Below are 23,365 nucleotides of genomic sequence, written 5' to 3' on the forward strand. Positions count from 1 at the left end.
GCCGCCAGCACCGCCAGCAGCCCGAAGCGTGCCCAGAGCAGGAGCGTCATTTATCAGGCGCGCCTGTCGCGCGCGCTTGCACCTGTTCAAAGTCCAGGAACACCGTGTCGGCCAGGCCGATGCGCGCCTGTGGCGGCAGCGGAGTAACGGCTTCCGCACCACGGGGGATGTGACGGCCGTTCAGTGTGGTGCCGAGCGTGCTGACGTCGATGAGGAAGAACTGTCCGGTCTGCTCGTCGCGGCGAATGCGCGCGTGCTCACGCGACACGTCTTCAGACGTCGACACCCGAACGTCTACCGGGAACGCCTGTCCTCCTCGCCCGATCGTCGTCTCACCACGCACGACTTCATGTTCGTGCCGGCCCAGATTGTCCTCAAAGACCAGTCGCGCATGAGCGCCTCCCGATGCCGGGGCCTTCGCGGCCACGACCTGCGCTCGGGTGGTCTTGTGCTCTCCCATGCGCACGGTGGTGATGCGTCGCGTTCGCTCGCCGACGCCCAGTTCCAGGTCGGGTGCGAGCATCAGGTCCGAGTGCACGATGATGTCGCCCTCGGCGGCGAGGTCGCCGTCGGTGTCGGGGAGAAACTCGATGTGCCAGCGCGGCGCCGCATTTTCGAGAGGGGCCCGCCGCCGCCCGGGCCACGCCGGCAGTCCCAGGGATGACGCCTGCCGCCGCAGCCACGATGGCCGATTGTGCCGCGCCAGTTCCTCATCGAGCGCGCGTGTGGCTTCGGCCTGCAGCCGCGGAATGATTCCCTCGAGGCGTGTGAGCTCCGCCGACGACAGATAGACGGTGTAGCGGCTCGGGGCGAGCGTGGAATACTTCAGCTCCTCCAGGTTCTGCCGCATGTTGTCCACAATCGCGTCGATGAGTGCTCCCGCCGGTCGTCGAACGTTCGTCATAATGTCCCTGTCGAAATGCTGTCGCTGACTATGACGCAAAGGGCCGGCAGGGGAGTTCAGGGTTTTCCTACGTATTTCCTAAGATGAAGCTCACCTTCGGCGACTTCACGCTCGATACGGGCACGCGTCAGCTTCTGCGAGGCGGGGAGCATGCCGAGGTCCATCTCTCCCCGAAGGCATTCGACCTGCTTGCGGTCCTCGTCGCCAACCGGCCCGGCGTCGTCACCAAGGAATCACTTCGGGATCGTCTCTGGGCCGGCACAAACGTTGTCGCCGCCAATCTGAACAATCTCGCGTCCGAAGTCCGTGCGGCCCTGGGTGACGATCCGCAGCAGCCGCGTTTCGTGCGAACGGCGCACGGTGTGGGTTATGCCTTTTGCGGCCAGGCCGAGGAGAACCGCGCGGTTGCTCAAGAACACGCCGACAGCCGGCTCTGGCTGGTCTTTGATGGCCGTTCGATTGTGCTGGAGCAGCCCGAGACCATCATCGGCCGCGACCCGAAGTGTGGCATCTGGATCGATGTGCCTGGCGTCTCTCGCCGGCATGCCTCGATTCGCCTCGTGTCATCAACAGCGGTGCTCGAGGACCTCGCGAGCACCAATGGGACGTTGGTGAACGATCGACCCGTCAGTTCGCCTGTCACGCTCGCGGACGGCCAGACCATTCGGCTCGGTGAGGCCACGCTGACGTTCAGGGCCTCGACTTCGGCAGGCGCGGCCACGAAGAAGATCAGGCGGCCGTGAAAGGCGTGGTCCGCGCCGCTGATAGTGACCACCCCCGTTCAGCGAGCGTTCAGCCGCGCGCCGCTATTCTGCGGGGATGAGCCTGATTCGAAAGACGCTCACGGGCCTCATTCTTGCGGCGGGAGTCGTCGCGGCCGTGACCTTCGCTGCGCGCAGCGATCAGGCCACGCCCGCCCACCTCGCGGCGCCGGTCGCCATCCCGTTCGAGTCGCTCAACGGCCTGATCCTGTTCCCGATCCGCGTCAATGGTTCCGAACCGCTCACGGTCATCCTCGATTCCGGCGCCAAGCCCTCCATTGTCAGCCTCGAACGCGCCAAGGCGCTGGCACTCGACCTGGGCGCATCGGTGAGTGTGGGGGGCACAGGGGCTGGCTCGTCGACCGGGGCGTTCGTCAAGAACGCCACGCTCACACTCGACGCGTTGCCCGGGTTTTCGCACCCCGTCACCCTCGCGATCTCCCTCGACGCCATCGCCCGCCGGACCGGGCGACGTCTCGACGGCATCGTCGGCACCGACTTCATGCGCGCATTTGTTGTCGAGCTCGACTATGAGAAACAGATCCTGACGCTGCACGATGCGCGCACATTCAGCTACCACGGCCCCGGCACCGCGCTGCCGATGACCGTCGACTCGAACGGCCATCCCACGTTCACGGCCATCGTCACGCCAGTCGGCAGGCCGGCCATTGAGGCGACCGTGAAGCTGGATATCGGCGCGTCGGGTGCGGTCACGCTTCACTCGCCGTTCGTCCAGCAACATGGCCTGCCCGGGCCGAACCTGACGACCACGCGCGTGATCGGTGTCACCGGGATGGGCGGCCGGTCATCAGGCCGATTGGGTCGCCTCGCCTCACTCCAGGTGGCCGGCGTCACCCTAAAACGCCCGACGGTCGTGTTCTCCGCAGACACGTCTGGCGCGAACGCCAATCCCCTGGTGGCTGGTCGCGTCGGCGCCAAAATCGCCAGCCGCTTCCGCGTGTTTCTGGACTTCACCCGCGGCCAGTTGATCCTGGAGCCGCATGCGACGACGAACACGTCGTTCGACGTCGCCTCCGCAGGGATCGCGTTCGAGGCCGACGGACCCGAATATCGCACCGTCCGCGTGATCGACGTACTCGAGGATGGGCCTGGCGCACTCGCGGGAATTCAGCAGGGCGATGTGCTCACCGCCATCGACGGAAAGCCGGCCTCCACTGTCACGATGCTCGACGTGATCAGGCGCCTGGAGCGGGTTGCCCCGTGTGAATTGACCCTGCAACGCGCCGGGCGCTTCTTGACACTGACGGTGACTCCGAAGTGAGGCGCCATATCAGCAGACTCCGGGCGCAGTTGCGGCCAGCGTCGTGATCATCGCGCGGGTTCCCGACGACCGCTAGTCACGCAACGCCGCAAGCGGATTAATCCGGCTCGCTCGCCTGGCCGGCACCAGCGCCGAACCGACGGCCACGAGTAGCAGCGTCGCCGCCAGCGCGGTCAGCGTCAGCGGGTCACTGGCACTAATTCCCACTGTCAGAAACGCCTGCAAGTGTGGCGCGAGCAAGAGGGAGAGGGCGATTCCGGCGGCGATACCCACCGCAGCCAAGATGAATGCCCCAGACAGAATTTGGCGGCCAACCTGCCGTGGCGATTCGCCCAAGGCAAGTCGAACGCCGATTTCTTGGGAGCTGGTGTGACGGGGCCTCTCAGCGCGGCCGGGCGAACATTCCGTCGTTGAGCGGCACGTTCACGGCCAGCGTCTTGATCATCGCGCGCCAGGTGCCGTCGGGTGACGACACCCAGAGCGGGTGATGAATACCGTCGTGCACGTACTCCCACGGGCCCGACGCGGTGCCGGCATCATTGGTGTGCGCGCCAAACGCATACGGCTCGCCTTTGGCATCGAGGGCAAACCACAGGATGCGGGCGCCGTTTTCATGAATCTCCAGCCGGCGCTGCGCATTGATCGACAACGACAGCGCGGCATCCCGCGCGGCCACGCGGTGCAACGTCCGATAGACATGCCCGGCATACCACTCCATGTCGGTCTTCATGATGTTGTCGGGCACGTCCTGGACGACGCCGGCTCGGGTCAGCATCCAGCTCCGAGGGCCGTCGATGACGCGCACGACCTTGAGATTGGGACCCGTCGTATCGATTCGGAATCGTGGACGCGTGAAGTCCATCGTGATGACGACACGCAGCACGGTGGGGTCTGCGACGAGGTTCTGCTGGGAGTCATTCACCGTGTTGGTGACGGTGGCCCACCTGGCGCGACCGCCGATCGCGCCCAGCAGCCGGTCAGCCATCTGCTCCGGAGTTTCGGCCGCCTGCGGTGAAACGCCTGAGACCACGGCAAGGATGAGAGCAAGTTCGGCGAATCGAATCACCATGATGATCTAACAGAACCTCTGACGCCTGTCGATTGGTTTGGGATGAGTCGCAGGGTTGGGACCATTGGCCTTCTCGTCACTGGTTGTCAGGACTTGAGGGCCTCCGACGGATCGCCCTGTGCGGCCCGGCGCGCCGGACCGAGTGAGGCGAGCAGCGCACACACGCCGAAGGCGGTCAGCGCGCCGAACATGACGACGGGATCGTTGGGTTCAACCCCGAATAGTTGCGACCGCAAGAGGCGTCCGAGCGCCAATGCACCGGCGAGTCCAGCCGTGAGACCAAGGCCGATCATCACGAGTCCCTGACGCAGGAAGAGGGCCGTGATCTGTCCACGCGTGGCGCCTATCGCCAGCCGAATGGCCACCTCGCGCCGCCGCTGGCCGGCGGCATAGGCCGTCACCCCGTGGATGCCGACCAGGGCGAGCACCACGGCCAGCCCAGAGAAGACGGCGAGCAACTGCGCGAGAAAACGCGCGCCGGCCCGCTGCTGGTCGAGGATGTCGGCGAGCGGCCGCCAACTTCCGGCCACGAGGCCCTCGTCGATCCGTTTCAACGCACGGCGGAGCTGATCAAACGCGATTTCCGGCCGTGCGCTGCGCAAGTACACGAATGGCGACAGCGATCCTGATTGCGACATCGGCGTGTACAGGTCAGCCATATCCGTATCCGAATGGCTGAATCGGGTGTCGGCCGCCACCCCGACGACCTCGTAGATCGTCGGCGCCGTGCCGGCCGGCGCCTGTGGTGACGGTGATACTTCGAGTCGCTGACCGACTGCGCGCTGCCCGGGCCACAGTCGCTCGGCGAGCGTGCGGCTGGCGACAATCACCGGGGGCTGTCCGACTCGATCGGCCGACGTGAATCGGCGTCCGTCGACGACTGGAATACCGAGCAGGTCGAAGTAGTTCGCGCTCACAGACATCAGGCCCGACCGCGTGCGCGCGGCCTGGGTCTGGTCTGCGCCTCGCACTCCGCGCTCGGGTGCTGCCTGAAGGGGCCACGAGCTGGTGAACGCCAGACCCTGCAGGTCTGAGAGGCCCTCGGTCTCATCGGCGATCCGTTGGAGCAGCGCCATCCGGCTCACCGCGTCGGGATATGACGCCTGTCGCACGCTGATGCGACTAGTCAAGATGTCTTGCATCGAAAGCCCCACGTCGGTGTTGAGGATGCGCAAGCTGCTTTGCACCATCAATGTGGCGGCGATGAGCAGGGCCAGGCACGCACCCACCTCGGCGGCCACCAGTGCCAGCCGCGCGCGCTGCTGTGCGTGTCCGCCCGTTGATCCCTTCTGGCCTGCGGAGAGTGACAACGCGCCCATGCCGCGGGCCGCGGCCCATGCGGGGAACACTGAACACACGAGCACAATAAACACGGCGGCGGCCAGTGCGCCGGCCCAGACCACGCCATCAATCTGCAGCGCAGACACGCCTCCAGGCACCGCGCGACCGAGCTGACGTCCCACCATCGGCGCCATTGCGCCAATCAGCGCGTACGCGGCGGCGAGGCCCACGGCTCCTGCCGCAACGCCAAGGACGACCGCCTCGGCGACGATGACGCGCACGATCCGCGCGGCGGTGGCGCCCAGCGCCTTGCGTACCGCCATTTCCTGACGGCGTTCGTTGGCGCGCACCAGAAGGAGCACGGCGACGTTGGCGGCGGCAATGAGCAACACGAGTGCCGCGCCGGCAGCGAGGGTGAGCAGCAGGGGTTTGACGGTCGTGACGTATCCCTCCCGCGCCGAGACCACGTCAGCGCTCCATGTGTCGGGCAGGTTGTGCCTGGCCCTGACCAGAGCCGTGACGCGGCCGGCGATCATCGCGGATGTCACGCCGGTTCGGGCCCGCACGACGTACGGGTAGGACGGCGCTCGCAGCGGCGCCAGAACCTCTGTGAAGGCCTGTTGGATGTGCCAGTGTCCCTCAGGCAGCACGCCGACGATCGTGAAGACGCCAATATCGTCGGGCCGGTCGTTTGAGTACGACTCGAAGTGGCGTCCGACAATGTTGACGTCTCCGCCGAAGCGGCTCTGCCAGAGCCGGTGACTGATGATGGCCACGGCCTGGCTCCCGGGCGCGTAGTCGTCCGGCCGAAAGACCCGGCCGAGCGCCGTGCGGATGCCGAACCCCTCCATGTAGCCGGGTGTGACCCACGTGCCCTGTGCCGCTTCGGTGTAGGGTGCGCCGCGAAGGTTGAACAAATCGAGATCCCAGGAGATCTGCAGATCGAGCAGGTCGTTGAGCGACGACCAGTCGAGCTCCTCGAGTCCCTGCGGCATGTCTACGCCGGGCCTGAAGAGGTTCACGTTGTGGAGGCGGTCGCTGTCCGGATAGGGCAGTCCGCGAATCAGGTAGGCGTTGACACCGGCAAGCACTGACAGACTCAGGGCAACGCCGAAGCCGAGTGTGGTCGTCGCCACCAGTGCCAGTCGGCGCTGGCGGGCGAGCGTGCGTGCCGCGAGTCGTACATCGTGGGCGAACGCGGCGAGGCCCGAGAGCGCTCGGCCGACAAGGTGCGCACACGCCGACTTGAAGGCCTGGCGCCAGTACCACGCGCCGCTACGCCCACGGGCGAACTCCTCGTCGAGGTCGCCGGCCACGACTTCAAAGGCCGTGGGGCCGAGACAGGCGCGCAGCAGGCGGACGGCGAACGACGGTGGGCGCCGCATCACGATCGCTCCAGCTTGGCGTCGAGTCCCTCGGCGACCCGACGCACGGTGTCAAGCGCGTGTGCCAGCGCGCGCCGGCCCTGGGGTCGCAGCCGGTAATAACGTTTGCGACGCCCCCCGCGCTCAGGTGTGGGCTCTCCGTAGCGGGACGCGACCAGGCCCCGGCCTTCGAGCCGTTCGAGTGTGGTGAAGACCGCACCGGGTGAGACATCGCGGCCGGCACGCTCCTGCAGTTCCAATCGGACTGCGGCACTGTACGCGCCCTCATCCAGGCGCAGGACGGTCAACATGACGAGTTGTTCGAACTCTCCGAGGACTTCAGGCATTGGAAAAGACTCCGACGACTAGTCAACTACGCTGTAGGAAAAATGTCAACGACGGCCGATTCCGAACGGTTGCCGCCTCCCTGCACAGTCCCGCACAATCCGTGTCATGTTGACGACCGTCCTTCTCTTGACCGTGTGCCTGCTTGGGCAAAGACACGCGTCTCTGAAAAAGGAACGCGACCTCATCGGTTAAGGGAACTAGGGGACCCGCTTGGCGGGACACACTCAGAAAGGACTGCAATGAGCCCGTTCGGGATATTTCAATCGATCAGTGTAGCCACCAATGCCGTGTCTGCATTTCTGTTGGCGGGCGCCTTGGCATCGCCGCTCGTTGCGCAGGTGCCGGCGCGCTCCACCTACTATTCCGTTCCGTCGTGGGCGCCAGACGGCAACACGATCACGTTCGAATCCAACAGGGATGGCGAAGCAGCCGTCTATTCCATCCGGCCGGATGGCTCCAACCTGAGGAGGCTGACTCCCGCCGGGACCAGAGGAGAACAGCCCAATTGGTCGGCGGATGGTCGATTTCTCGTCTACTCATCAGCCAAAGACGGCGTGAAGCAATTGCACCGGATGACACCTGACGGCCGGAATGTGGTGCCTGTACCGGGCACGACAAATGGATTCCTCGCGGCCTTCTCACCCGATGGCCGTTGGCTCCTCTTCGCGGCCCAGGATCGAATCCCTTCGATCCAGTATCGCGTCTATGTCATGCGCCCGGACGGATCGGACCGGCGGTCGCTTGGCGACATGGCGAAGAGCAATGAAGACCCGCGGTGGACCACCGACGGTGCACGCGTGGTGTTCAACGAAGTGCCGCTGCTCGAGAGGTTGCCGGACGAAGCGCCAAGAGACTTCGTCCGCAGACGGACACAGGCACAACGGCTGGTCAGTGTCACACCAGACGGACGTGAGACGCGCATCCTGGAGCCCGAGGAGGCGAGTCGTCTCACTCGAGACCGTGGGCTGTCGCCCGATGGCAAGTGGCTGCTGTATGCCAAGGCCGTCGACGGTGTCAGCGGACTCCTTCTTCGGGATCAGGCCTCGGGAACTGAGCGCCTGCTTGACGGGGGGACGCGCGCCGCAGTGTCCAGGCCTGCGCAAAGTCCAGCGCCTGTCCCGCCACAGAATCACGCGGCTCGGCCTGCCGTATCGCCCGATGGCAGGTGGATTGCGTTCCATGCGGATCGTGACGGCTCGTCTCAGATCTTTGTGATTCGTGCGGATGGATCGGATGAACGCCTGGTCACCCGGTCACCCACGCCCAAGAGTGGCGTGCGTTGGTCGGCTGATGGACGCGAGTTATTGTTCACGTCATTCACAAACAACACCGGGTACCTGTTTGCCGTTGGCGTTGACGGTACGGCCGAGCGTGAGGTGCTTTCGGTATCTGGGCGCGATCCTCAGCTGTCGCCTGACGGTCGCCGGGTTGTCTACGCCGCCGGCCCCTTCAACGCGACGGCCTTGATGCTCGCCGAGGTCGACGGCGCGACGCTGAGCCATCCCCGACGAATCAACGACGAGGCCTCGTCAATTGCCTGGAATGCCAAGTGGTCACCGGATGGCGCACGCCTCGCGTTCACCGGGCGCGCACCCGGGAATCCACAGTTGCAAATCTGGACGATGAACTCGGACGGATCGAAGTCGGCACCGTTGACCCACCTGCCGCCTGGGGACGGCCGGGCGCAGGTGCCCGCCTGGTCACCTGACGGCAGGTCGATCGTCTTTCAATCGGACACGCCGGACCGTTCGTCGCACCTCTGGCGGGTGGAAGTGAGGACTGGCACAACCACGAGGGTGCTTGATCACGCCGAGGTGTTTCTCGACGAAACGCCCGTCTGGTTCCCCGACGGTCAGCGTCTCGCGTTTCAAAGCACCCGCACTGGGCGCTGGGAAGTGTGGACGGTCAAGATCGATGGCACCGAATTGAGACAGATTACGAAGTAGGGTGCGACCAGAGACACGCCTACTTGATGACATACGTCGCCTTGGCTGCCCGCTCCTCAACAACATCTTCGTCGGCGGTATGGACCGAGACGCGTTGCGATGGCCTTTGAACCGGCAGCTCCCTCAGGTCATGCGACGGATCGAATCCGCGTGGCCCGGCAGCGCGCCGCTCAGCGCAGCAATGTGCTCGGGTCCGATACCGCAACACCCACCAAAAGCCGTTACGCCAAACGCCTGCCAGCGGCGCGACGTGCGCACCAGTTCCGCAGGAGGAATCACCTCGACGAATCGCCAGTCCGGCGATTCGAAATAGCCGCATTCCGGATAGGTCGCGATCGGTCCGGACCAGTGCGTGCGCAGCACCGCCAGCGCTTCCTCGGTCTCGTTGACCGACGTGTGCATGATCATCATGACCGCCGGCCGCAATGCCGTGAGCGCGCGCACGATGTCTTCGAGCGCGCAGTCGTCACGGCCCCAGCCTTGCAACTGCCCGTTCTTGCCGCGCTCGGTGGAAATACCGATCCAGACCGGCAGGCTCGTCGCGAGCGCAGCCTCGCAGGCCCAGACCGCATAGTCCGTGTCGCGCATCATCTCCATCATCAGCAAGTCGCAGCCGGCGGATCTGAGCACGTCAGCCTTGCGCTGAAACAGGGCCCGAGCCGTGCCCTCATCGATGTCGACTTCAACGTTACGATCGCCGCCCGGCACCACGGGACGCATCGTCGACATGGATCCAGCGACACAGACTTCGGTGCCCGCCGCGCACTCCTTCGCGAGTGCCACGGCGACGGTATCGATGCCCACCATGTCGTCGATGCGCCCGAGATGACGGAATAGCAGCGGGCTGGTCGCGAACGTGTTGGCCGTGATGATGTCGGCTCCCGCATCGATGTAGCCGTGATGGACCGCGCGGACGACATCAGGGTGTGTCAGGTTGGCATCGGCGCACCAGGTGTCGCCACTCATCGGCGCGCCACGGCGCTGCAGATCGGTGCCCGTGCCACCATCGAGGATGATGCGGTCACCAAGCCGTAGTTGTTCTGCGATTCGGGCGTAGCTCATCGCGGACTACCGCCGGATCATCTGCAGGATGCCGTCTTCCGTCATCAGGGCTTCGATCTCCGTCACCGTCCGCGGCGCACCGGCCGAGAGCACCTCACGGCCCGTTGCGGTGATCGCCACGGTATCCTCGATGCGGATGCCAAACTGTTCGTCGAACCGGAAGAGCTGAATGTCGCAGGCGAAGACGAAGCCGGGCTTCGGCACTTCATCGGGACCGGCAAACGTGCCAGTTGACGTCATGCGTCGCCAGGCCAATCGAGTGGTTGTAGCCGCCGTAGCGGATGCCGCCATCATCACGAGAGCCGCGACCAGCACCGCCGCGACCCGTCCACTCACAAACCGTCGATACGCCATGTTCTTCCCTGTACGCCCGTCACCGGGTGGCTGGCATCCTGTATTTGCTGGTCCGAGTCGTCCGGGTCAGCGCCCGTCCTGAAAAGCCGGTCATCAAAAACTACCTGCGCGTGCCTGCGCCATGGCCGCCGTCCGCTGAAGCGGGACGCGCCAAAGACGCGGCTCCCAGCGGATCTCGGATCGATCGCGACTCCAGCCCTCCTCGCCGCTGGACTGGTATTCGCGGACCACCAGCTCGGCTCCCTCGATCCGACAGTAGAAGAAGGCGCGATTGACACCGCCTGCGCCGGCGTTCTTGGCGCCGAACACGGGAATCCCCTGCGACGCACCGACGGCGAGGCCATCCCACACGTCCGTTCTGCGCGCGTGGAGGTGCCCGTGGAAGATGGCGGCCACGTTGTAGGGCGCGAGGGCGCGATGATACGCGCGCACGTCGCAGGCACTCCACTCGCTCATGCTGATGCCGTCGGCATGTTTGGGGCAGTCCTTGCTGTGCCAGGCGATCTTGGCCATGCCCTCGCAACACATGGCCCTGCTGCCGCCCTTGACGGCATCGTCACACGCCACGCTGTACCGCTGCAGATCCACGTGCTGCAGCACGATCACCGGCCGGCCGCTGCCGGCGACGTGCGTGTGCAGATCCTCGACCAGAAACGCGAGGCTGTCGTAGGAACCGTACCGGCTGATCGGCAGGTCGTCCAGATTGGCGCCGACAACGATCCCGAGCGCGACGAAGTGGATGCCGTCCCAGTCCCATGAATAGTGCAGGCCGTTGGAGGAGATGGCCGTAAGTCCACGGCGCCGGGCGTTGCGCGCAATCAGGCCCTGAAGGACCACGTTGGCCGCGCGCGGCGTGTCGTGATTTCCGTGCACTTCGTACATGGGGTAGCGGAGCGGCCCCTCGTTGCCCGTCAGTCCGTAGAGGCGGGTGTGTGCCGCCCACTCGGTGGCCGTCATCTGCTCATGGGCGGCGCCGAGCTTGTCGCCCGAATCCGCGATGTCGCCCAGGTGCAACACGGCGCGAGGCTGGGCGACACGCCCGCCACCGATCGCCGCCGGCAACGGCTGGCCCGGAAGCGTGTTCAGGACGCCAACGAGGCGTTCGTTCAGAGCCCAGCGTGCTCCATCAATCATGCCGGGCGACTTGCTGTCCGCAAGCATGTGTGTGTCGGAGATGACAAAAAACGCGAGCCCGTCGGCGGGCGCCACCGGTTGCGCGATGAGGTGCGTGGCGGGCCAGCCCAGGGCCAAGCCGGCGCCGGCGATCGCGCCTGTGCCCAGGAACTCCCGGCGGGTGGGGCCTCTTCGCATGCCGGGCATCAGCTCCGGCTCCCGGACGTGACGGTGAGGGAAGAAGGCAATCGCGATAGTGTAACGCGCGCGGCCCAGGCCGGCCGGGCACGGCTCTTGCTAATATTCGGCGACGGCGTTGATGCGGAGGCGCTGATTGTGGTCACCACTACCTACCTGGAGATGCGGCAGCGCTCGGAACTCCGGCCTGCACGTATGGCCGCGGCGCCGTTTGGCCTGGTGCAGGTTGAGATCCCATCTCCTGAGTTCAGCCGGTTCCTCTACACCGTCGTGGGTGCCGCCTACGGTTGGCACGACAGACAAGGATGGGACGACACGCGCTGGAGGGCGTATCTGCAACGACCCGAACTCGAGACCTGGGTGGCCTACGTCTCGGGAACCCCGGCCGGGTACTACGAACTCGATCGGCAGGCGGGCGGTGACATTGAGATCGCGTACTTCGGCCTTCTGCCATCCTTCATCGGCAAGGGCCTCGGCGGTCCGCTCCTGACGGCCGCGGCCACTCGAGCCTGGGACAGAGGGGCGGCGCGCGTGTGGGTCCACACGTGCACGCTCGATCACCCGAACGCCCTTGCGAACTACCAGTCGCGTGGATTTCGGGCGTATCGCACGGAAGAAACACCTGCGTCTCGGGCATCACTTCAATGAATGCACCGAAGTCCGTGATGCGCTCGACGCGGCCCATGTAGTGCAGGGATCACGAAGTCCTTCGGCATTCGGCTGCCGCTGCATCCCGCTCTGCGGCGTTGCTCCTCCCTCAAATACACTCGGTATTCTCAGTCGTCGCGCCTTGCAGCCCGAACGCATCGCCACCCTCGGTGCGCGAGGGACTTCGTGACCCCTGCACTCGACCTTGTCCTGCTCGGGCGTCGCGGTCAGTTCCTGGATGATCGCAATGGCCTTCTGCGCCGCCACGTCGTCTGAACTCGCGATGTTGATGCGGCCGTCGTCTTCCACATCGATCTTCACGCCGGTGCGCTCGACGATGGAGCGGATGACCTTGCCGCCGGGGCCGATACGCTCGCGAATCTTCTCGACGGGAACTTGATGGTGTCATGATGGTGCCCAAATGCTGGGCGGCCTTCTTTACCTCGCGGGGGGCACGTTGCTGCTGTTTCTTGATGCCGGCAACTTGTGGCTGCGGGCCGCGTTTGTTTGCTGGAGTTATGCCTCGGCGATTCGATATCTTGCCCCACCTCGTTTCGGGCCGGAGGCGGCCATTCGCTGGTGGGCCGGTGGGGCCGTCCTGGCCAGCGTACTCGGTGGGATTGGCTCAGCCGTGGCAGGTGGCCCACTCGGATGGTTGGGTGTGTTCGTCTGCTTTTGGCTTGGATCGCGAGCCGCCTGGGTCTTGCACATGCTGATGAGATCAGCTGTGGTTTTGGCGCCACTTGTGATCACCCTCTCCGTTCCTGGATGATCGCGATGGCTTCCGCCGTCGCCTTCCATAGTGGCCTTTACGCCGGTGGATTCGACGATGCTGTGGGCGAGAGTCCTTCGCATTGCGACGAGGCGCGCCGAGACACTACGATGCACCGTGCCATCCCGCGTGTCGTTGATCCAATGGTGTTCACCCGTTCTCGCGCTCGCGCTGATCTGCAGCGGCGCGTCACCCGTTGAAGCGCAGACCACCACAGATGAGCGGATATGGGTTGGTCTCTCATTGCAGGTGCGACCGGAGGCGACGTCGCCATGGCGGGGTGTGTTCGAGTCGCAGGTGCGCTCGCGTGATGGCGTAGACGCGTTGGAGCAGTGGTACGTCCGACCGTCCGTGGCCTACGACGTGTCCACGCATTCCAGCGTGTGGATGGGCTACGCCTTCTTCAGGACCACGCCGGTCTCGGGAGGAGCGCTCACTGAGCATCGGTTATGGCAGCAGTTCCTTTGGAGCCATCCGGCCGCGGGGGGCACGTTCTCATCTCGATCGCGCCTCGAGCAGCGCAACCTGGAGGGCAACGACCACACGTCGTGGCGCCTTCGGCAACAGCTCCGGTTCTCGCGCCCGGTCCGGCCACGCGCTGATTGGTCAGTCGTGGTGTGGGATGAGTTCTCGGCGCACTTGAACCAGACCCGGCGCACGGCACGAGGCTTCGATCAGAACCGCGCGTTTGTAGGTATGGGACTGGTGTTCAATCCCAGAGCGCGGGTGGAGTTCGGCTATCAGAATCAGTTTGTGTATTCGAGCCTGGGCGCCCATCGGCTGAATCACGTGCTGTCCGGTGTGCTGACGGTCACTTTACGCTGACAGAAGAAGCGCCGGACAGCTTGCCACGTTCGGCCAGCGTGTCTCGTCTTCGTAGAGCGGACTTTAGACCCAGCGTGATGATGCGGGGCGCGTAGATCGAGATCTCCTTGCGCGCGGCGCCGCTACCATTGTGCCGAAAATCACCGGGTTAATGCTCACATCGCTGCGCCGCGCGGCGTCCGTCGGGCCCGCGGCCCCGCGCCCAGCACCGAGGTGGCGGTCAACCCGTGTAAGCGTGGGGCCGTCGGCGGGAGGGGCCCACCCGTTGGCGGCATCCCCCCGCCCCCACCCTGTGGAGCTACGCCCTGTGGTTCGGGATTCAGGGCCCTAAGCCCTGGTCTGACGTTCTGATGTGCTGCGGTTCTTGGGGCTCGGCGAACTGGCGGCCAGCCCGCTGCCACCCCCGTGTGCTCTTGGCGTCACACTGTTCGCCGATCCATCTCCACAAGAGTGCGCTGCCGTTCTCCCGATGTCCCGGGGGTTGCATTACACTGCGCTGGGCCTATCGCGTGAACGGGCGTTTGGCACGGTTTTGCTCCGCGGGGGAATAGATGAGTTATTCGGTATTTTCTCAGGAGACCTTCGCATCGGTTTTGCGTGTTGGCGACTCGCAACGCTTTGGAATCGACCTCAAATTCGATCGACAACAAGTCATCGATCTGGCGATGTCGGAGGTCAATTCAGATCCGCAGTTGGCTCCATTCGATCGTTCGATGGTGCGTGGCAAGGAATGTGTCTCATACCGTCGATATAGGGACCACCTGATACTCCGAGTGGTATGTCGCCACCTCCGTCGCCGGTTGCGACTAACTCTGCCCAGTCGAGAGAAAATTATCAAGGGCGTTATTGAATCCTTAATGGACTCTACGCCAATGTACGTGCTGCGTCGGGATATTACTTCGTTCTACGAGTCCATTCCCACTAAGCCTTTGAAGGACCAGCTGCTCTACGACTCGGCGAGTTCAGAAAAGATGCGGCGTGTTCTCCGTCGATACTTCGAACAGCATTGTTCCTCCAGCGATAAGGGCATTCCTCGAGGCGTCGGTCTGAGCGCGATTCTCGCTGAACTGGCGATGAAGGACTTTGATCGTCGTGTAAGGGAAGTTCCAGGAGTGCACAAGTGCTACCGCTTTTCGGATGACATCGTGATCTTTTGCTTTGACCGGTTCGACAGTATCGATGCGGACCTCAAGAACCTTTTGCCAGACGGGATGGCGTTTAGTCACAGCAAGACTGTCAGTCTGGACTTGACTCAGACTTCGATTCAGGTCCCCGCGCCTGAGTTCGAGTACTTAGGCTACCGATTTCGCATACGGGGTCATGTTGGCGATAAGTCGGCCCGGAGGGTCGAGATTTCGATCGCTGCCAAGAAAATTTCTCGAATAATGACGCGAACGGTACTTACTTTCAAAGATTTCAACAAAACTGGAGACTTTCGCCTTTTGTTAGATCGGCTCAGATTCATATCTTGCAACTACCGAGTGCGTCGTAACGCGATGGCTACAGCAGGTGGCCCTACTCACGTGCGGTCGGGTATCTTCTACAGCTACCGATTTTGTGGAGTTTACACGGGAGCTGACTTCAAGGTTGCAGCGTCGCCGTCCGCCTCTACCGAACTCCGGCAGTTGGACGGTTTTTACCACGCACTTCGCAAAGGTGGAAATAGTCAGTTTGCAGCGAGAATTGCTACGCTCTCTCCGCGGCATCGCGCAGTGTTGGCTCGGATCTCATTTCTTCAGGGATTCTCGCGGAGGCTGACGGTCCGCTTTGCTGCCAAACGCTTGCACCGAATAAGAGCAGTCTGGCGAAATGCATAATCAAAAGGCTAAACGCGCCAGGTGGCGTGCTCTTCTGACGGACACACTTCCTTACGAAGTGCCGGTCATTTTTTCTAACGACCGCCGGTTCGCCGCCTTAGTTAGTGACCTTGATGCCGATCCGTCGGCCATCCTCTTTGAGAAGCTTGTTCCCGATTCGGCGCGTGGCACTATTCCGTACGACTATTCGATTTCGAAAGAAACCGGAAAGAGGACGACTCTGTCGATAGTCCATCCGGTCTCGCAAATGCGGATCGCGGAGTTTTACGAGGCGTACAGCCAGACGATGGTCGACTATTGCAGCAGGAGCGAATTTACGCTGCGTGCGCCGGTTTCGCCGACCATGCTTTTGTCTGCCGATGAAATGTCTGGGGAGAAGACTTTCAAGCTGGGCATTCCCCATGTGGCTGCCCAAGACGGGGAGATTGACGTCTCTCACGTCGTGTCCTACTTTTCGTACGGACGTTACAGTCTCCTGAGCAAGTTCATTGAGTCGAGTGAGTTTGTCGAGCTTGAGAAGAGGTTTGAGCTCCTAAGGACGCTAGACGTCTCGAAGTGCTTCTTCAGCATCTACACTCATACGATCAGTTGGGCAGTGAAGGGGCGAGACTACGCCAAGCAGTACAGCAACGCCTATTCGTTCGAGGCCCGATTTGACTCTCTAATGCAGGGAGCCAACCACAAGGAGACACACGGTATTGTGGTTGGTCCGGAGATTTCTCGTATCTTTGCAGAGATCATTCTCCAGGACATCGATCGATGCGTAATGCTCCAGCTTAGAGAAGAGAAGCTGGATCACGGCAAGCACTACGCGGTTAGACGGTACGTGGATGATTTCTATGTGTTCGCCAGGGACACAGCTGTCTTGGCCAGAGTGGAAGAGGTGATAAGGGCGCAGTTGCAGCGCCATAAGCTTTACCTGAACGAAAGCAAGGTCGTATCGTTCTCACGACCCTTCGTTTCTGGAATCTCAATGGCCCGCAAGGAGTTAGCAGCGGCGTTGGCAGAGTTGAGAGCCTTCTTCGACGACCTGCCTGATCTGCAGGTTATCGACAAGCTCCGGCGACGGTCGCGAGTGTTTCGGCAAAAAATCAAGGATGTGAGGTTCATCGCGGCACAACATCAAGTCGGATTTCACACCCTAAGCGGTTGGCTGTTGTCGTCCTTGCGCGGACTGCTGGGACGCGCATCTGAGGCCGTAGGCAAAGAGGCCGAGAATCCAGAGAGAGCGGAACTGCTTACGGAGGTGGCGGCCGATGTGCTGACCTTTGTGTTCTACGTGTGTGCGTTGGATACAAGAGTTCGGACCAGCTATAGCCTCTGTCAGATGCTGTCTGTCGTTCGCACGTTTGGAGGAGGCGGGGGCGGAGTCGTGGAGCCTGATCACCTAGATCGGTTGCGGCACGTCGCAGCAGAGGGGCTGCATGGGCTTATTTCATCTCTTTCGAAAGAGCTCTCATCAGACCACGACAGCGTTGAGCTTTATAATCTCCTCATCTGCGGCGCGCAATACATAGGACCGGAGTTCTTCTCCGGCGGGCCATCACGGGAGGCGCTGTATACGCTGGCCGCGCAGAAGCGGCCGACGTACTTTGCGTATGTCACCGCGAAGTTCTGTCTGCTCAAAGATCGCGCCGCGAACCAGAGGTACTTAGATGACCTCAACAGGAATGCCATCGACAAAGTGGCAGATGGGCATCGATTGTTTGAAGATGCCGACCGGTATCTGCTTTTTTGCGATCTTGTGAGTTCGCCTGATCTGTCCCACAGATTGCGCCGAGACCTCGTCGTGGCAGTTCTCAAGGGAAACCCCTCGAACGAATCGTGTTCGCGTCTCGCAGACTTGGTTGGCTTTGTCGATTGGAGCGGCACCCAAATCGAACACACGCTTGAGCGCCGGCAGTTGCGGCCGGTGTACGCGTTCGTCTAGCATGTCTTTGGGGCCACTCGTCGTGCCGAATGCAGCCTGCTAGCAATGGTAGGCTTACGGCGCTCTTTGAGAGCGTCGGGCTCGGCCGTCGAGCACACACAGATTGGCGGCGAGTGGCCCTATTCCGGTCGGCCGGCGCCTCGGCGCTTTTGCTCGCCTTCCGGGTGGCTGGTCTTCTTTACCAAGCAAAGAAGAAGCCGGGCTCCTCGACGCTGCTCAGGGTTGCCCGGCCAGTGTGTTGGCCTTCTCTGAGTCTCGGCGTCTCCGTTACTTGCGCTTCTCAAGGAACGGGCGTAGCCTCGGTCGCCTGAGAGACTAGTTGGGGTAGTGACCATGACCAAGCGCAAGAAGATCGTGCTTCTTCTCCTCGTATTGCTCACGGTCGGTGCCGTGGCCTCGACGCAAGTTACATTGTTCATCGTCCAGCCAATCGGCGCGGTGCCGGGTGGCCGAACGCTAGTAATCTCGCGCATGAACAAGGGCAAGTTCATCGATTCGGCGGACGCAATGTGCGAGAGGATTCAGGGCGGTGTTAACCTGCTTTGCCGGGCGGTGGTCCTCGGCCAGATCGGACAGAATGCCACTATCCATCTCAGACTGCCGTATTCGGAAAGGCTATTTCTGATTTCGACAGGCGGAAAACGGTACGACAGGTAAGGAACTCAAATAGGGACAGGCCCACCGTTCCAAAAAAAATCCAATAACGCGGGGCGTACTGCAGGCAATTCAGCGGGCGACTCAACACGAGACCGCGATGGAGCCTCGAGGTGACGAAATGAAGAAATGCCCCTACTGTGCTGAGGAAATTCAGGACGAGGCCATCAAATGCAAGCATTGTGGGAGCCTCCTCGCCGCATCGTCGGTGCTTGCGGCCTCTGCGGCCGCCGTGAGCCCGGCCCTCCCTTTTGCGCCAATTCCAGGCGCCACTCCCACCTCCGGAGTCGTCTTCTTCCTGCTCGCGATAGTCCTTGTCTTCCTCTCCCTGTTTCTCGGGCCATACGGTACGATCTTCTTGGTGTTGGGTTCAGCCCTGTGGGTCGCGGCCGATGCCAGTACGCACAAGCTCGCACAGTATAAGAACGGAATCGGCGGTCCGGTGGCGGCGTGCCTTGGAACGCTGTTGCTCTGGATTGTGGTGTTCCCGCTGTACTTGGCGATGCGATCCCGCATTCGTGCGGGAGTAATGCCGGTCGCAGATTCGGCGAGAGCAGGATGGCACTAACGGAGAAACTGACGCTCACCTAAGGCCAAATTGAGCCTTCGTGACCAGTTTGTCGTCCTGGAACATGGCATTCATGTTCGCGCCTAGAGTCCCGGAGCCAGGCCACGAATACATGACCGTCACCAGACCGCCTATGTTTGACCGGCTCTGCTCAGTCCCCGCGCCGCCGAGGACTCTGACCGCTTCTGAGTAGGTGATGCCATCACTCAGGCGCTGAAATTGCGCCAGAGTCACGCCAGGTGAAGTAGTGGACCCGGTTTGAAGGTAGGAATTGGCGGGTCCGCTGAACGGCGAGCCATTCGCCGTCCAGTAGAGCGCGAGGGCGAGAACGACTAGAAATAGCAGAACCACGATCGGATTTGCCGACTCCTTCGACGACGCTGGAGCCGAGCTTGGCTCTGTCCCGCTTCTCACGGCCTCGCCGCAGGACGGACACGTTGGCGCATCAAGCGAAATGGTGGTCCTGCAAGATGGACACAGGCGAATCGAAGCGCCGCTCACGTCGTCGCCGCACGACGGGCAGACCTTTGTCTCGAGCGAAATAGAGGCATTGCAGAATGGGCATGCCCGTGTCGACAGGGCGCTGCGGGACACGATGTCACGCTTGCAGTGCTTGCAGACAATCGCGGCGTCTTGAATTTCCTCAGCGCAGAACGGGCACTTCTTCATTTGTCCTCACATCTCAAGAGACGGCACCTGTTGTAGTCGCGCTCATCCCAGCGGTGCCGACACGGGGCGACTTGGGGCGGTTTCGAGTCGAGCGCTTGATTCGCTATGCCGGTCACACGAGTCACGAAGGGATTGTGAACTGTAAGACGGATTCGGTAATACTTGTGACGCCTGCCAGGAGGCGGTTTCATGAACCCGATCTTAAGGTTAAGTTTGACCCTTGTCGCTGTCGGATATGCCTGCTCGTCGCTGGTCGTCGCGACGGGGGGATTCTATGTGCAGAATCAGGAGCCAGATATTGGTCAGAAAACGCAGGTCACGACGGACCGTACGTTGGAAACGACCCCAACTTGGAGTCCGGACGGCCAGTTCCTCTACTTCGTAAGTGATCGATTCGGCGGCCTTGGGATTTGCCGAATCGAACGGGGCGGCGGGGGAGGAGTATCGGCGGTTACGCAGCCTGCCTACGACGAGGTGGACGTTTACCCCGACGTGAATCCGTTGAATGGAGAGATTGCGTTCGCCTCAAACCGCTCGCGAGGAATCCTACAGATCTGGACGGTCAATCCGAAGGCGCGCGGCCTGACGCAGTTGACGAACGCGCCTTTTGGGGCCAGTTTTCCTTCATGGTCTCCGGATGGCAAGGAGATCGCGTTCTCTGCGCGCGACAAGAATGGAAACGTGTTTGTGTGGATTACCAACGCCGACGGCAGCAACCAACGGCAACTCACCCAAGGCACTCAGCCACGCTGGTCTCCCGACGGGAAACGGCTCGTGTACGCCGCAATCACACAAGCTCAAAGCCGGAGCTATGACATTTACACAATAGAAATTGCATCCAATGCGATTTCCCAAATCACGTCGGATGATTCCAACGAATTTCAACCCGACTGGAGTCCTGACGGTAGGTGGCTCGTATACGTGTCTTACAAAGGCAGACTGACATTTGGGCGTAGCGGCCGAGAAGTCACCAGCGATTTGAGGAGCAAAGCCAACTTCGAAATCTGGATCAAGGACATCATGAGCCCGGGCCGCAGTAGTACTCAGCTAACCCGTTCAAAAGGGTTTGACGGATGGCCGCGGTGGACACCAAAGCGGCACGAACTGGTGTTCACTTCAGACCGGTCAGGAAGTCTGGACCTATGGACCATGATTCCTGGCGGGTCCGTGATCACCGGTCGGCCCTAGCGTAGCCACGCTTCAAGGTCGCGCCGCCGTTCTGAAGAGTGGCACCCTGCTTACCCTCTGACGGAAGTTCGCCCATAACCCTGGCCCTCAAGGGGCCTCCGTTTAGAGCGCAGTGTCGGTGGATGGAGCAAAAGAAGAAAGCCGGGCACCCTTCGACGTTGCTCACGGCTGCCCGGCTTGATTGTCTTCTCGGTCTTGAAGACCAGACCGAGCTACGTTCGGACCATTGTCTTCTCGGTCTTGAAGACCAGACCGAGCTACGTTCGGAGTGCGTCTCCGTGTGAGCCGCCGCAGCTCAGAAGTCCTCTGAGCCTCGGAGTCTCCGTGTGATCCGTCGTGATCGCCCTCAGCGGCGCGGGCCGCGGTCGCGATCCCGGCGCGGCCCACGGTCACGGTCGCCGCCTCGGCCACCACGATCGTCACCACCACCGCTGCCGACCCCGTGGGCGTCCCCGCCACCGGGATACCGCGGCGTCATGCCCTCGCCCTCTTTCAGCAGCACCTTGCGGCTGAGCCGCACCTTGCCGCTCGGGTCGATGTTGATGACCTTGACCTCGATCTGCTCGCCTTCCTTGAACTCGTCGCGGACGTTGGCCACGCGGTAGTTGGCCATCTCCGAGAGGTGGAGCAGGCCGTCCACACCAGGCATCACTTCGATGAACGCGCCGAAGTCCGTGATGCGCTCGACGCGGCCCATGTAGACCTTGTCCTGTTCGGGCGTCGCGGTCAGTTCCTGGATGATGGCGATCGCCTTCTGCGCCGCCACGTCGTCTGACCACGCGATGTTGATACGGCCGTCGTCGGAAGTTCCATTTGGGACCTCGGCGCCGCACGGGGCCGAAGTGCAAGTCTCGGGATATCCTCTCTCGATGCCTCTAGAGCGGTTCAGAATGGGCGCGGTGATCTTTGACGGCGATGACACCTTGTGGGAGACCGAGCCGCTTTACGACGAGGCCCGGAGTGAGGCCAGGGGATTGGTTGAAGCCAGTGGTGGCAACGGCTCGCTGTGGGAACGCTTGCAGAGAGAAATTGACGTCAAGAATGTCGATGTTCATGGGTTTTCAGCAAGTCGGTTCCCGCTGTCGTGCGTTACAGCTTGCGAGAAACTATTTGAATTGACCGGCTGGGCCGTACCCGGCGAGGTAGTTCAGCGAATCAACGCAGTTGCCATGCAGGTGTTTGACGGCCGTGCGCCGGTCAGGTCAGATGCTGAAGCAGCGCTTGCGCTCTTGCGAGCCAATGGCTTTAACCTCGGTCTTCTCACCAAAGGCAACCAAGAGGTGCAGCAGCGCAGAATTGAATCAAGCGGTCTGGCGCGGTGGTTTGACAGGATCGAAATAGTAGGCGATAAATCGCCCGAGGTCATAAGTCAGCTTGTCCGGGACCTCGGATCTGAGCCACGGTCGTCGTGGCTCGTGGGCAATAGCCTTCGGTCGGACATTGTCCCTGCAGTGAGCGCTGGTCTTCATGCGATTCGGCTCGACGCGCACACTTGGGAATACGAGCGCGATTATGTCGCTCCTCCCGGACTTTCATTCCTAACAGCCGGGACATTGACCTCCGCGGTTGAGCAGATTCTGGACAGATAACTGACAGTGCTCAGGGAGAGCTCCGGGAGACTTTCGCGCAGCTGCACCCGGCTCGGACCGTGACCAATAGAAGGCGATGATGTAGCACGCAAAAAGCACGGCGTTGCGCGTCCACCCTCGTTCGTACCCTAGCGCCGGCCGGGCGGTCGTCAGGCCAGGCCAGCAATCGATGCCGATGGCCTTTGCGGCGTCGTGTTCAAAGACCTTCGACGTGCGATGCAAGACCAACGCAGTCAGCAGGCAGGCATCGAGTGCCATCACCTTCACGGCTGAGCCCTGTGTTGTGGCCATCAAGGCGACAACGACAACAAGCAGGAGGCCGACGGCTGAGGATGCACCACATACAAGTGACGCCCTGATGATGTCTCCCGCCAGCCAGTGCTTTTGTCTAGGGCTTCTGCATGGTGACAGAATATCGACAATCAGATCCCAACACAGGAAAACAACGAAAACGACGACGAGGACAATCGCCTCCGGGACGGCGCTGGCCGGCTCCAACTGAGCCGAGTCACTCCGGACCTTCACCTCAGCACCGAGAACGAGCAGGTAGTACAAGATCACCAGGACGACGTCTGAAAGCAAGACGACGAAGGCAATTGACCTTATGTGCTCGAGAGCCTTCTTGGTACCAGCGGACTGAGAACGCTTCCAGCCCAGCCAACTCATTGCAATCGTCAGGAGGCACAGCGCCAAGTGGGACAGTGCTGGCGACTTTTCGCCAATTGTGCCCGGCGCTGCGACGAGGTAGCCAACGCTAACAGCAAGCTGGCCAACAACTAGGGCAAACAGCATCTCAACGAAGGAATGCCTCAGCGAGTCGCTCGGTTCGTTCAAATGTGTCACATCGCCCGTCTCCCTGACTGCCGGAGCATAATCGGAGCAGGGGTTCAAGCGAAGAAAAAAGACATGCCCCTTTCCGGGATTTGTCAGTGTCTGCGGCCCGGCTGAATCCACGCCTGGTCCTTTCGGATCCGCTCGGTCCTGTACGCCACCCATCGCCATTTCGCGCAGCGGCTCGATCCC

23 protein-coding genes and 1 pseudogene are annotated in these 23,365 nt (G+C 62.2%); 12 read left to right on the plus strand and 12 right to left on the minus strand.

Features of this window, described 5'->3' with window-relative positions; genetic code table 11:
- Nucleotides 1–46 precede the first annotated feature (46 nt).
- The gene (locus IPL75_01395; GenBank protein ID MBK9238924.1) at nt 47–904 is read right to left on the minus strand and encodes an FHA domain-containing protein; all 858 of its coding nucleotides are present in this window, start codon (nt 902–904) and stop codon (nt 47–49) included.
- A gap of 83 nt (nt 905–987) precedes the next feature.
- Between IPL75_01395 and IPL75_01400 the strand changes: the two genes are divergently transcribed.
- The gene (locus tag IPL75_01400) at nt 988–1,647 is read left to right on the plus strand and encodes an FHA domain-containing protein (GenBank protein ID MBK9238925.1); all 660 of its coding nucleotides are present in this window, start codon (nt 988–990) and stop codon (nt 1,645–1,647) included.
- 76 nt (nt 1,648–1,723) lie between these two features.
- Nucleotides 1,724–2,947 carry an aspartyl protease family protein gene (locus IPL75_01405; GenBank protein ID MBK9238926.1) on the plus strand — a complete coding sequence of 408 codons (1,224 nt, stop codon included), beginning with the start codon at nt 1,724–1,726 and terminating at the stop codon, nt 2,945–2,947.
- Between the two features lie 72 nt (nt 2,948–3,019).
- Here the strand turns inward: IPL75_01405 and IPL75_01410 are convergent, their stop codons facing one another.
- The 4 genes from IPL75_01410 to IPL75_01425 all read right to left on the minus strand — a co-directional run bounded on the left by IPL75_01410 (nt 3,020) and on the right by IPL75_01425 (nt 7,008).
- Nucleotides 3,020–3,283 (minus strand): FtsX-like permease family protein, encoded by a 264-nt coding sequence (locus IPL75_01410; GenBank protein MBK9238927.1) that lies wholly within the window; start codon nt 3,281–3,283, stop codon nt 3,020–3,022.
- 46 nt (nt 3,284–3,329) lie between these two features.
- Nucleotides 3,330–4,016: a hypothetical protein gene (locus tag IPL75_01415; GenBank protein ID MBK9238928.1), complete on the minus strand. Its 687-nt coding sequence runs from the start codon at nt 4,014–4,016 to the stop codon at nt 3,330–3,332.
- An 86-nt stretch (nt 4,017–4,102) separates the two neighbouring features.
- The gene (locus IPL75_01420; protein ID MBK9238929.1) at nt 4,103–6,685 is read right to left on the minus strand and encodes an ABC transporter permease; all 2,583 of its coding nucleotides are present in this window, start codon (nt 6,683–6,685) and stop codon (nt 4,103–4,105) included.
- Nucleotides 6,682–7,008 carry a helix-turn-helix transcriptional regulator gene (locus tag IPL75_01425; protein ID MBK9238930.1) on the minus strand — a complete coding sequence of 109 codons (327 nt, stop codon included), beginning with the start codon at nt 7,006–7,008 and terminating at the stop codon, nt 6,682–6,684. Before IPL75_01425 ends, IPL75_01420 begins: the two co-directional genes overlap by 4 nt.
- Nucleotides 7,009–7,296: 288 nt before the next feature.
- Here IPL75_01425 and IPL75_01430 point away from each other — a divergent pair, with 288 nt between their 5' ends.
- Nucleotides 7,297–8,955, plus strand: coding sequence for a PD40 domain-containing protein (locus IPL75_01430; protein MBK9238931.1), 1,659 nt, complete (start codon nt 7,297–7,299; stop codon nt 8,953–8,955).
- Between the two features lie 123 nt (nt 8,956–9,078).
- Here the strand turns inward: IPL75_01430 and IPL75_01435 are convergent, their stop codons facing one another.
- The 3 genes from IPL75_01435 to IPL75_01445 form a co-directional block, all read right to left on the minus strand.
- Complete coding sequence (locus tag IPL75_01435; protein MBK9238932.1) at nt 9,079–10,017, minus strand: homocysteine S-methyltransferase family protein; 939 nt, start codon at nt 10,015–10,017, stop codon at nt 9,079–9,081.
- 6 nt (nt 10,018–10,023) lie between these two features.
- Nucleotides 10,024–10,371: a hypothetical protein gene (locus IPL75_01440; protein ID MBK9238933.1), complete on the minus strand. Its 348-nt coding sequence runs from the start codon at nt 10,369–10,371 to the stop codon at nt 10,024–10,026.
- A 93-nt stretch (nt 10,372–10,464) separates the two neighbouring features.
- Nucleotides 10,465–11,682: a metallophosphoesterase gene (locus IPL75_01445; protein MBK9238934.1), complete on the minus strand. Its 1,218-nt coding sequence runs from the start codon at nt 11,680–11,682 to the stop codon at nt 10,465–10,467.
- Between the two features lie 162 nt (nt 11,683–11,844).
- Here IPL75_01445 and IPL75_01450 point away from each other — a divergent pair, with 162 nt between their 5' ends.
- Complete coding sequence (locus IPL75_01450) at nt 11,845–12,330, plus strand: GNAT family N-acetyltransferase (GenBank protein MBK9238935.1); 486 nt, start codon at nt 11,845–11,847, stop codon at nt 12,328–12,330.
- Here IPL75_01450 and IPL75_01455 read toward each other — a convergent pair.
- Complete coding sequence (locus tag IPL75_01455) at nt 12,319–12,711, minus strand: hypothetical protein (protein ID MBK9238936.1); 393 nt, start codon at nt 12,709–12,711, stop codon at nt 12,319–12,321. The genes IPL75_01450 and IPL75_01455 overlap by 12 nt on opposite strands.
- 40 nt (nt 12,712–12,751) lie before the next feature.
- Here IPL75_01455 and IPL75_01460 point away from each other — a divergent pair, with 40 nt between their 5' ends.
- The 6 genes and pseudogenes from IPL75_01460 to IPL75_01485 all read left to right on the plus strand — a co-directional run bounded on the left by IPL75_01460 (nt 12,752) and on the right by IPL75_01485 (nt 18,533).
- A complete protein-coding gene (locus IPL75_01460; GenBank protein MBK9238937.1) occupies nt 12,752–13,102 on the plus strand; it encodes a hypothetical protein in 351 nt (116 codons plus the stop codon).
- A gap of 117 nt (nt 13,103–13,219) precedes the next feature.
- A complete protein-coding gene (locus IPL75_01465) occupies nt 13,220–13,927 on the plus strand; it encodes a DUF2490 domain-containing protein (GenBank protein MBK9238938.1) in 708 nt (235 codons plus the stop codon).
- 551 nt (nt 13,928–14,478) lie between these two features.
- Complete coding sequence (locus IPL75_01470; protein MBK9238939.1) at nt 14,479–15,744, plus strand: RNA-directed DNA polymerase; 1,266 nt, start codon at nt 14,479–14,481, stop codon at nt 15,742–15,744.
- Nucleotides 15,737–17,674 (plus strand): RNA-directed DNA polymerase, encoded by a 1,938-nt coding sequence (locus tag IPL75_01475; protein ID MBK9238940.1) that lies wholly within the window; start codon nt 15,737–15,739, stop codon nt 17,672–17,674. The genes IPL75_01470 and IPL75_01475 overlap by 8 nt, the downstream gene beginning before the upstream one ends.
- A gap of 333 nt (nt 17,675–18,007) precedes the next feature.
- Nucleotides 18,008–18,331 carry a hypothetical protein gene (locus IPL75_01480; GenBank protein MBK9238941.1) on the plus strand — a complete coding sequence of 108 codons (324 nt, stop codon included), beginning with the start codon at nt 18,008–18,010 and terminating at the stop codon, nt 18,329–18,331.
- 118 nt (nt 18,332–18,449) lie between these two features.
- Nucleotides 18,450–18,533: pseudogene (locus tag IPL75_01485) on the plus strand (zinc-ribbon domain-containing protein).
- A 378-nt stretch (nt 18,534–18,911) separates the two neighbouring features.
- Here IPL75_01485 and IPL75_01490 read toward each other — a convergent pair.
- Nucleotides 18,912–19,565 (minus strand): zinc ribbon domain-containing protein, encoded by a 654-nt coding sequence (locus tag IPL75_01490; protein ID MBK9238942.1) that lies wholly within the window; start codon nt 19,563–19,565, stop codon nt 18,912–18,914.
- Nucleotides 19,566–19,754: 189 nt separating this feature from the next.
- On the opposite strand from IPL75_01490, the gene IPL75_01495 reads away from it, so the two are divergent.
- The gene (locus IPL75_01495) at nt 19,755–20,753 is read left to right on the plus strand and encodes a PD40 domain-containing protein (GenBank protein MBK9238943.1); all 999 of its coding nucleotides are present in this window, start codon (nt 19,755–19,757) and stop codon (nt 20,751–20,753) included.
- Nucleotides 20,754–21,099: 346 nt separating this feature from the next.
- On the opposite strand, the gene IPL75_01500 is transcribed toward IPL75_01495, so the two are convergent.
- Complete coding sequence (locus IPL75_01500; protein MBK9238944.1) at nt 21,100–21,450, minus strand: S1 RNA-binding domain-containing protein; 351 nt, start codon at nt 21,448–21,450, stop codon at nt 21,100–21,102.
- Between the two features lie 202 nt (nt 21,451–21,652).
- On the opposite strand from IPL75_01500, the gene IPL75_01505 reads away from it, so the two are divergent.
- Complete coding sequence (locus IPL75_01505; protein MBK9238945.1) at nt 21,653–22,342, plus strand: HAD family hydrolase; 690 nt, start codon at nt 21,653–21,655, stop codon at nt 22,340–22,342.
- On the opposite strand, the gene IPL75_01510 is transcribed toward IPL75_01505, so the two are convergent.
- Nucleotides 22,292–23,185 (minus strand): hypothetical protein, encoded by an 894-nt coding sequence (locus IPL75_01510; GenBank protein ID MBK9238946.1) that lies wholly within the window; start codon nt 23,183–23,185, stop codon nt 22,292–22,294. The genes IPL75_01505 and IPL75_01510 overlap by 51 nt on opposite strands.
- Between the last annotated feature and the right edge of the window lie 180 nt (nt 23,186–23,365).

The organism is Acidobacteriota bacterium (assembly GCA_016716905.1).
GTDB lineage: Bacteria > Acidobacteriota > Vicinamibacteria > Vicinamibacterales > SCN-69-37 > SYFT01.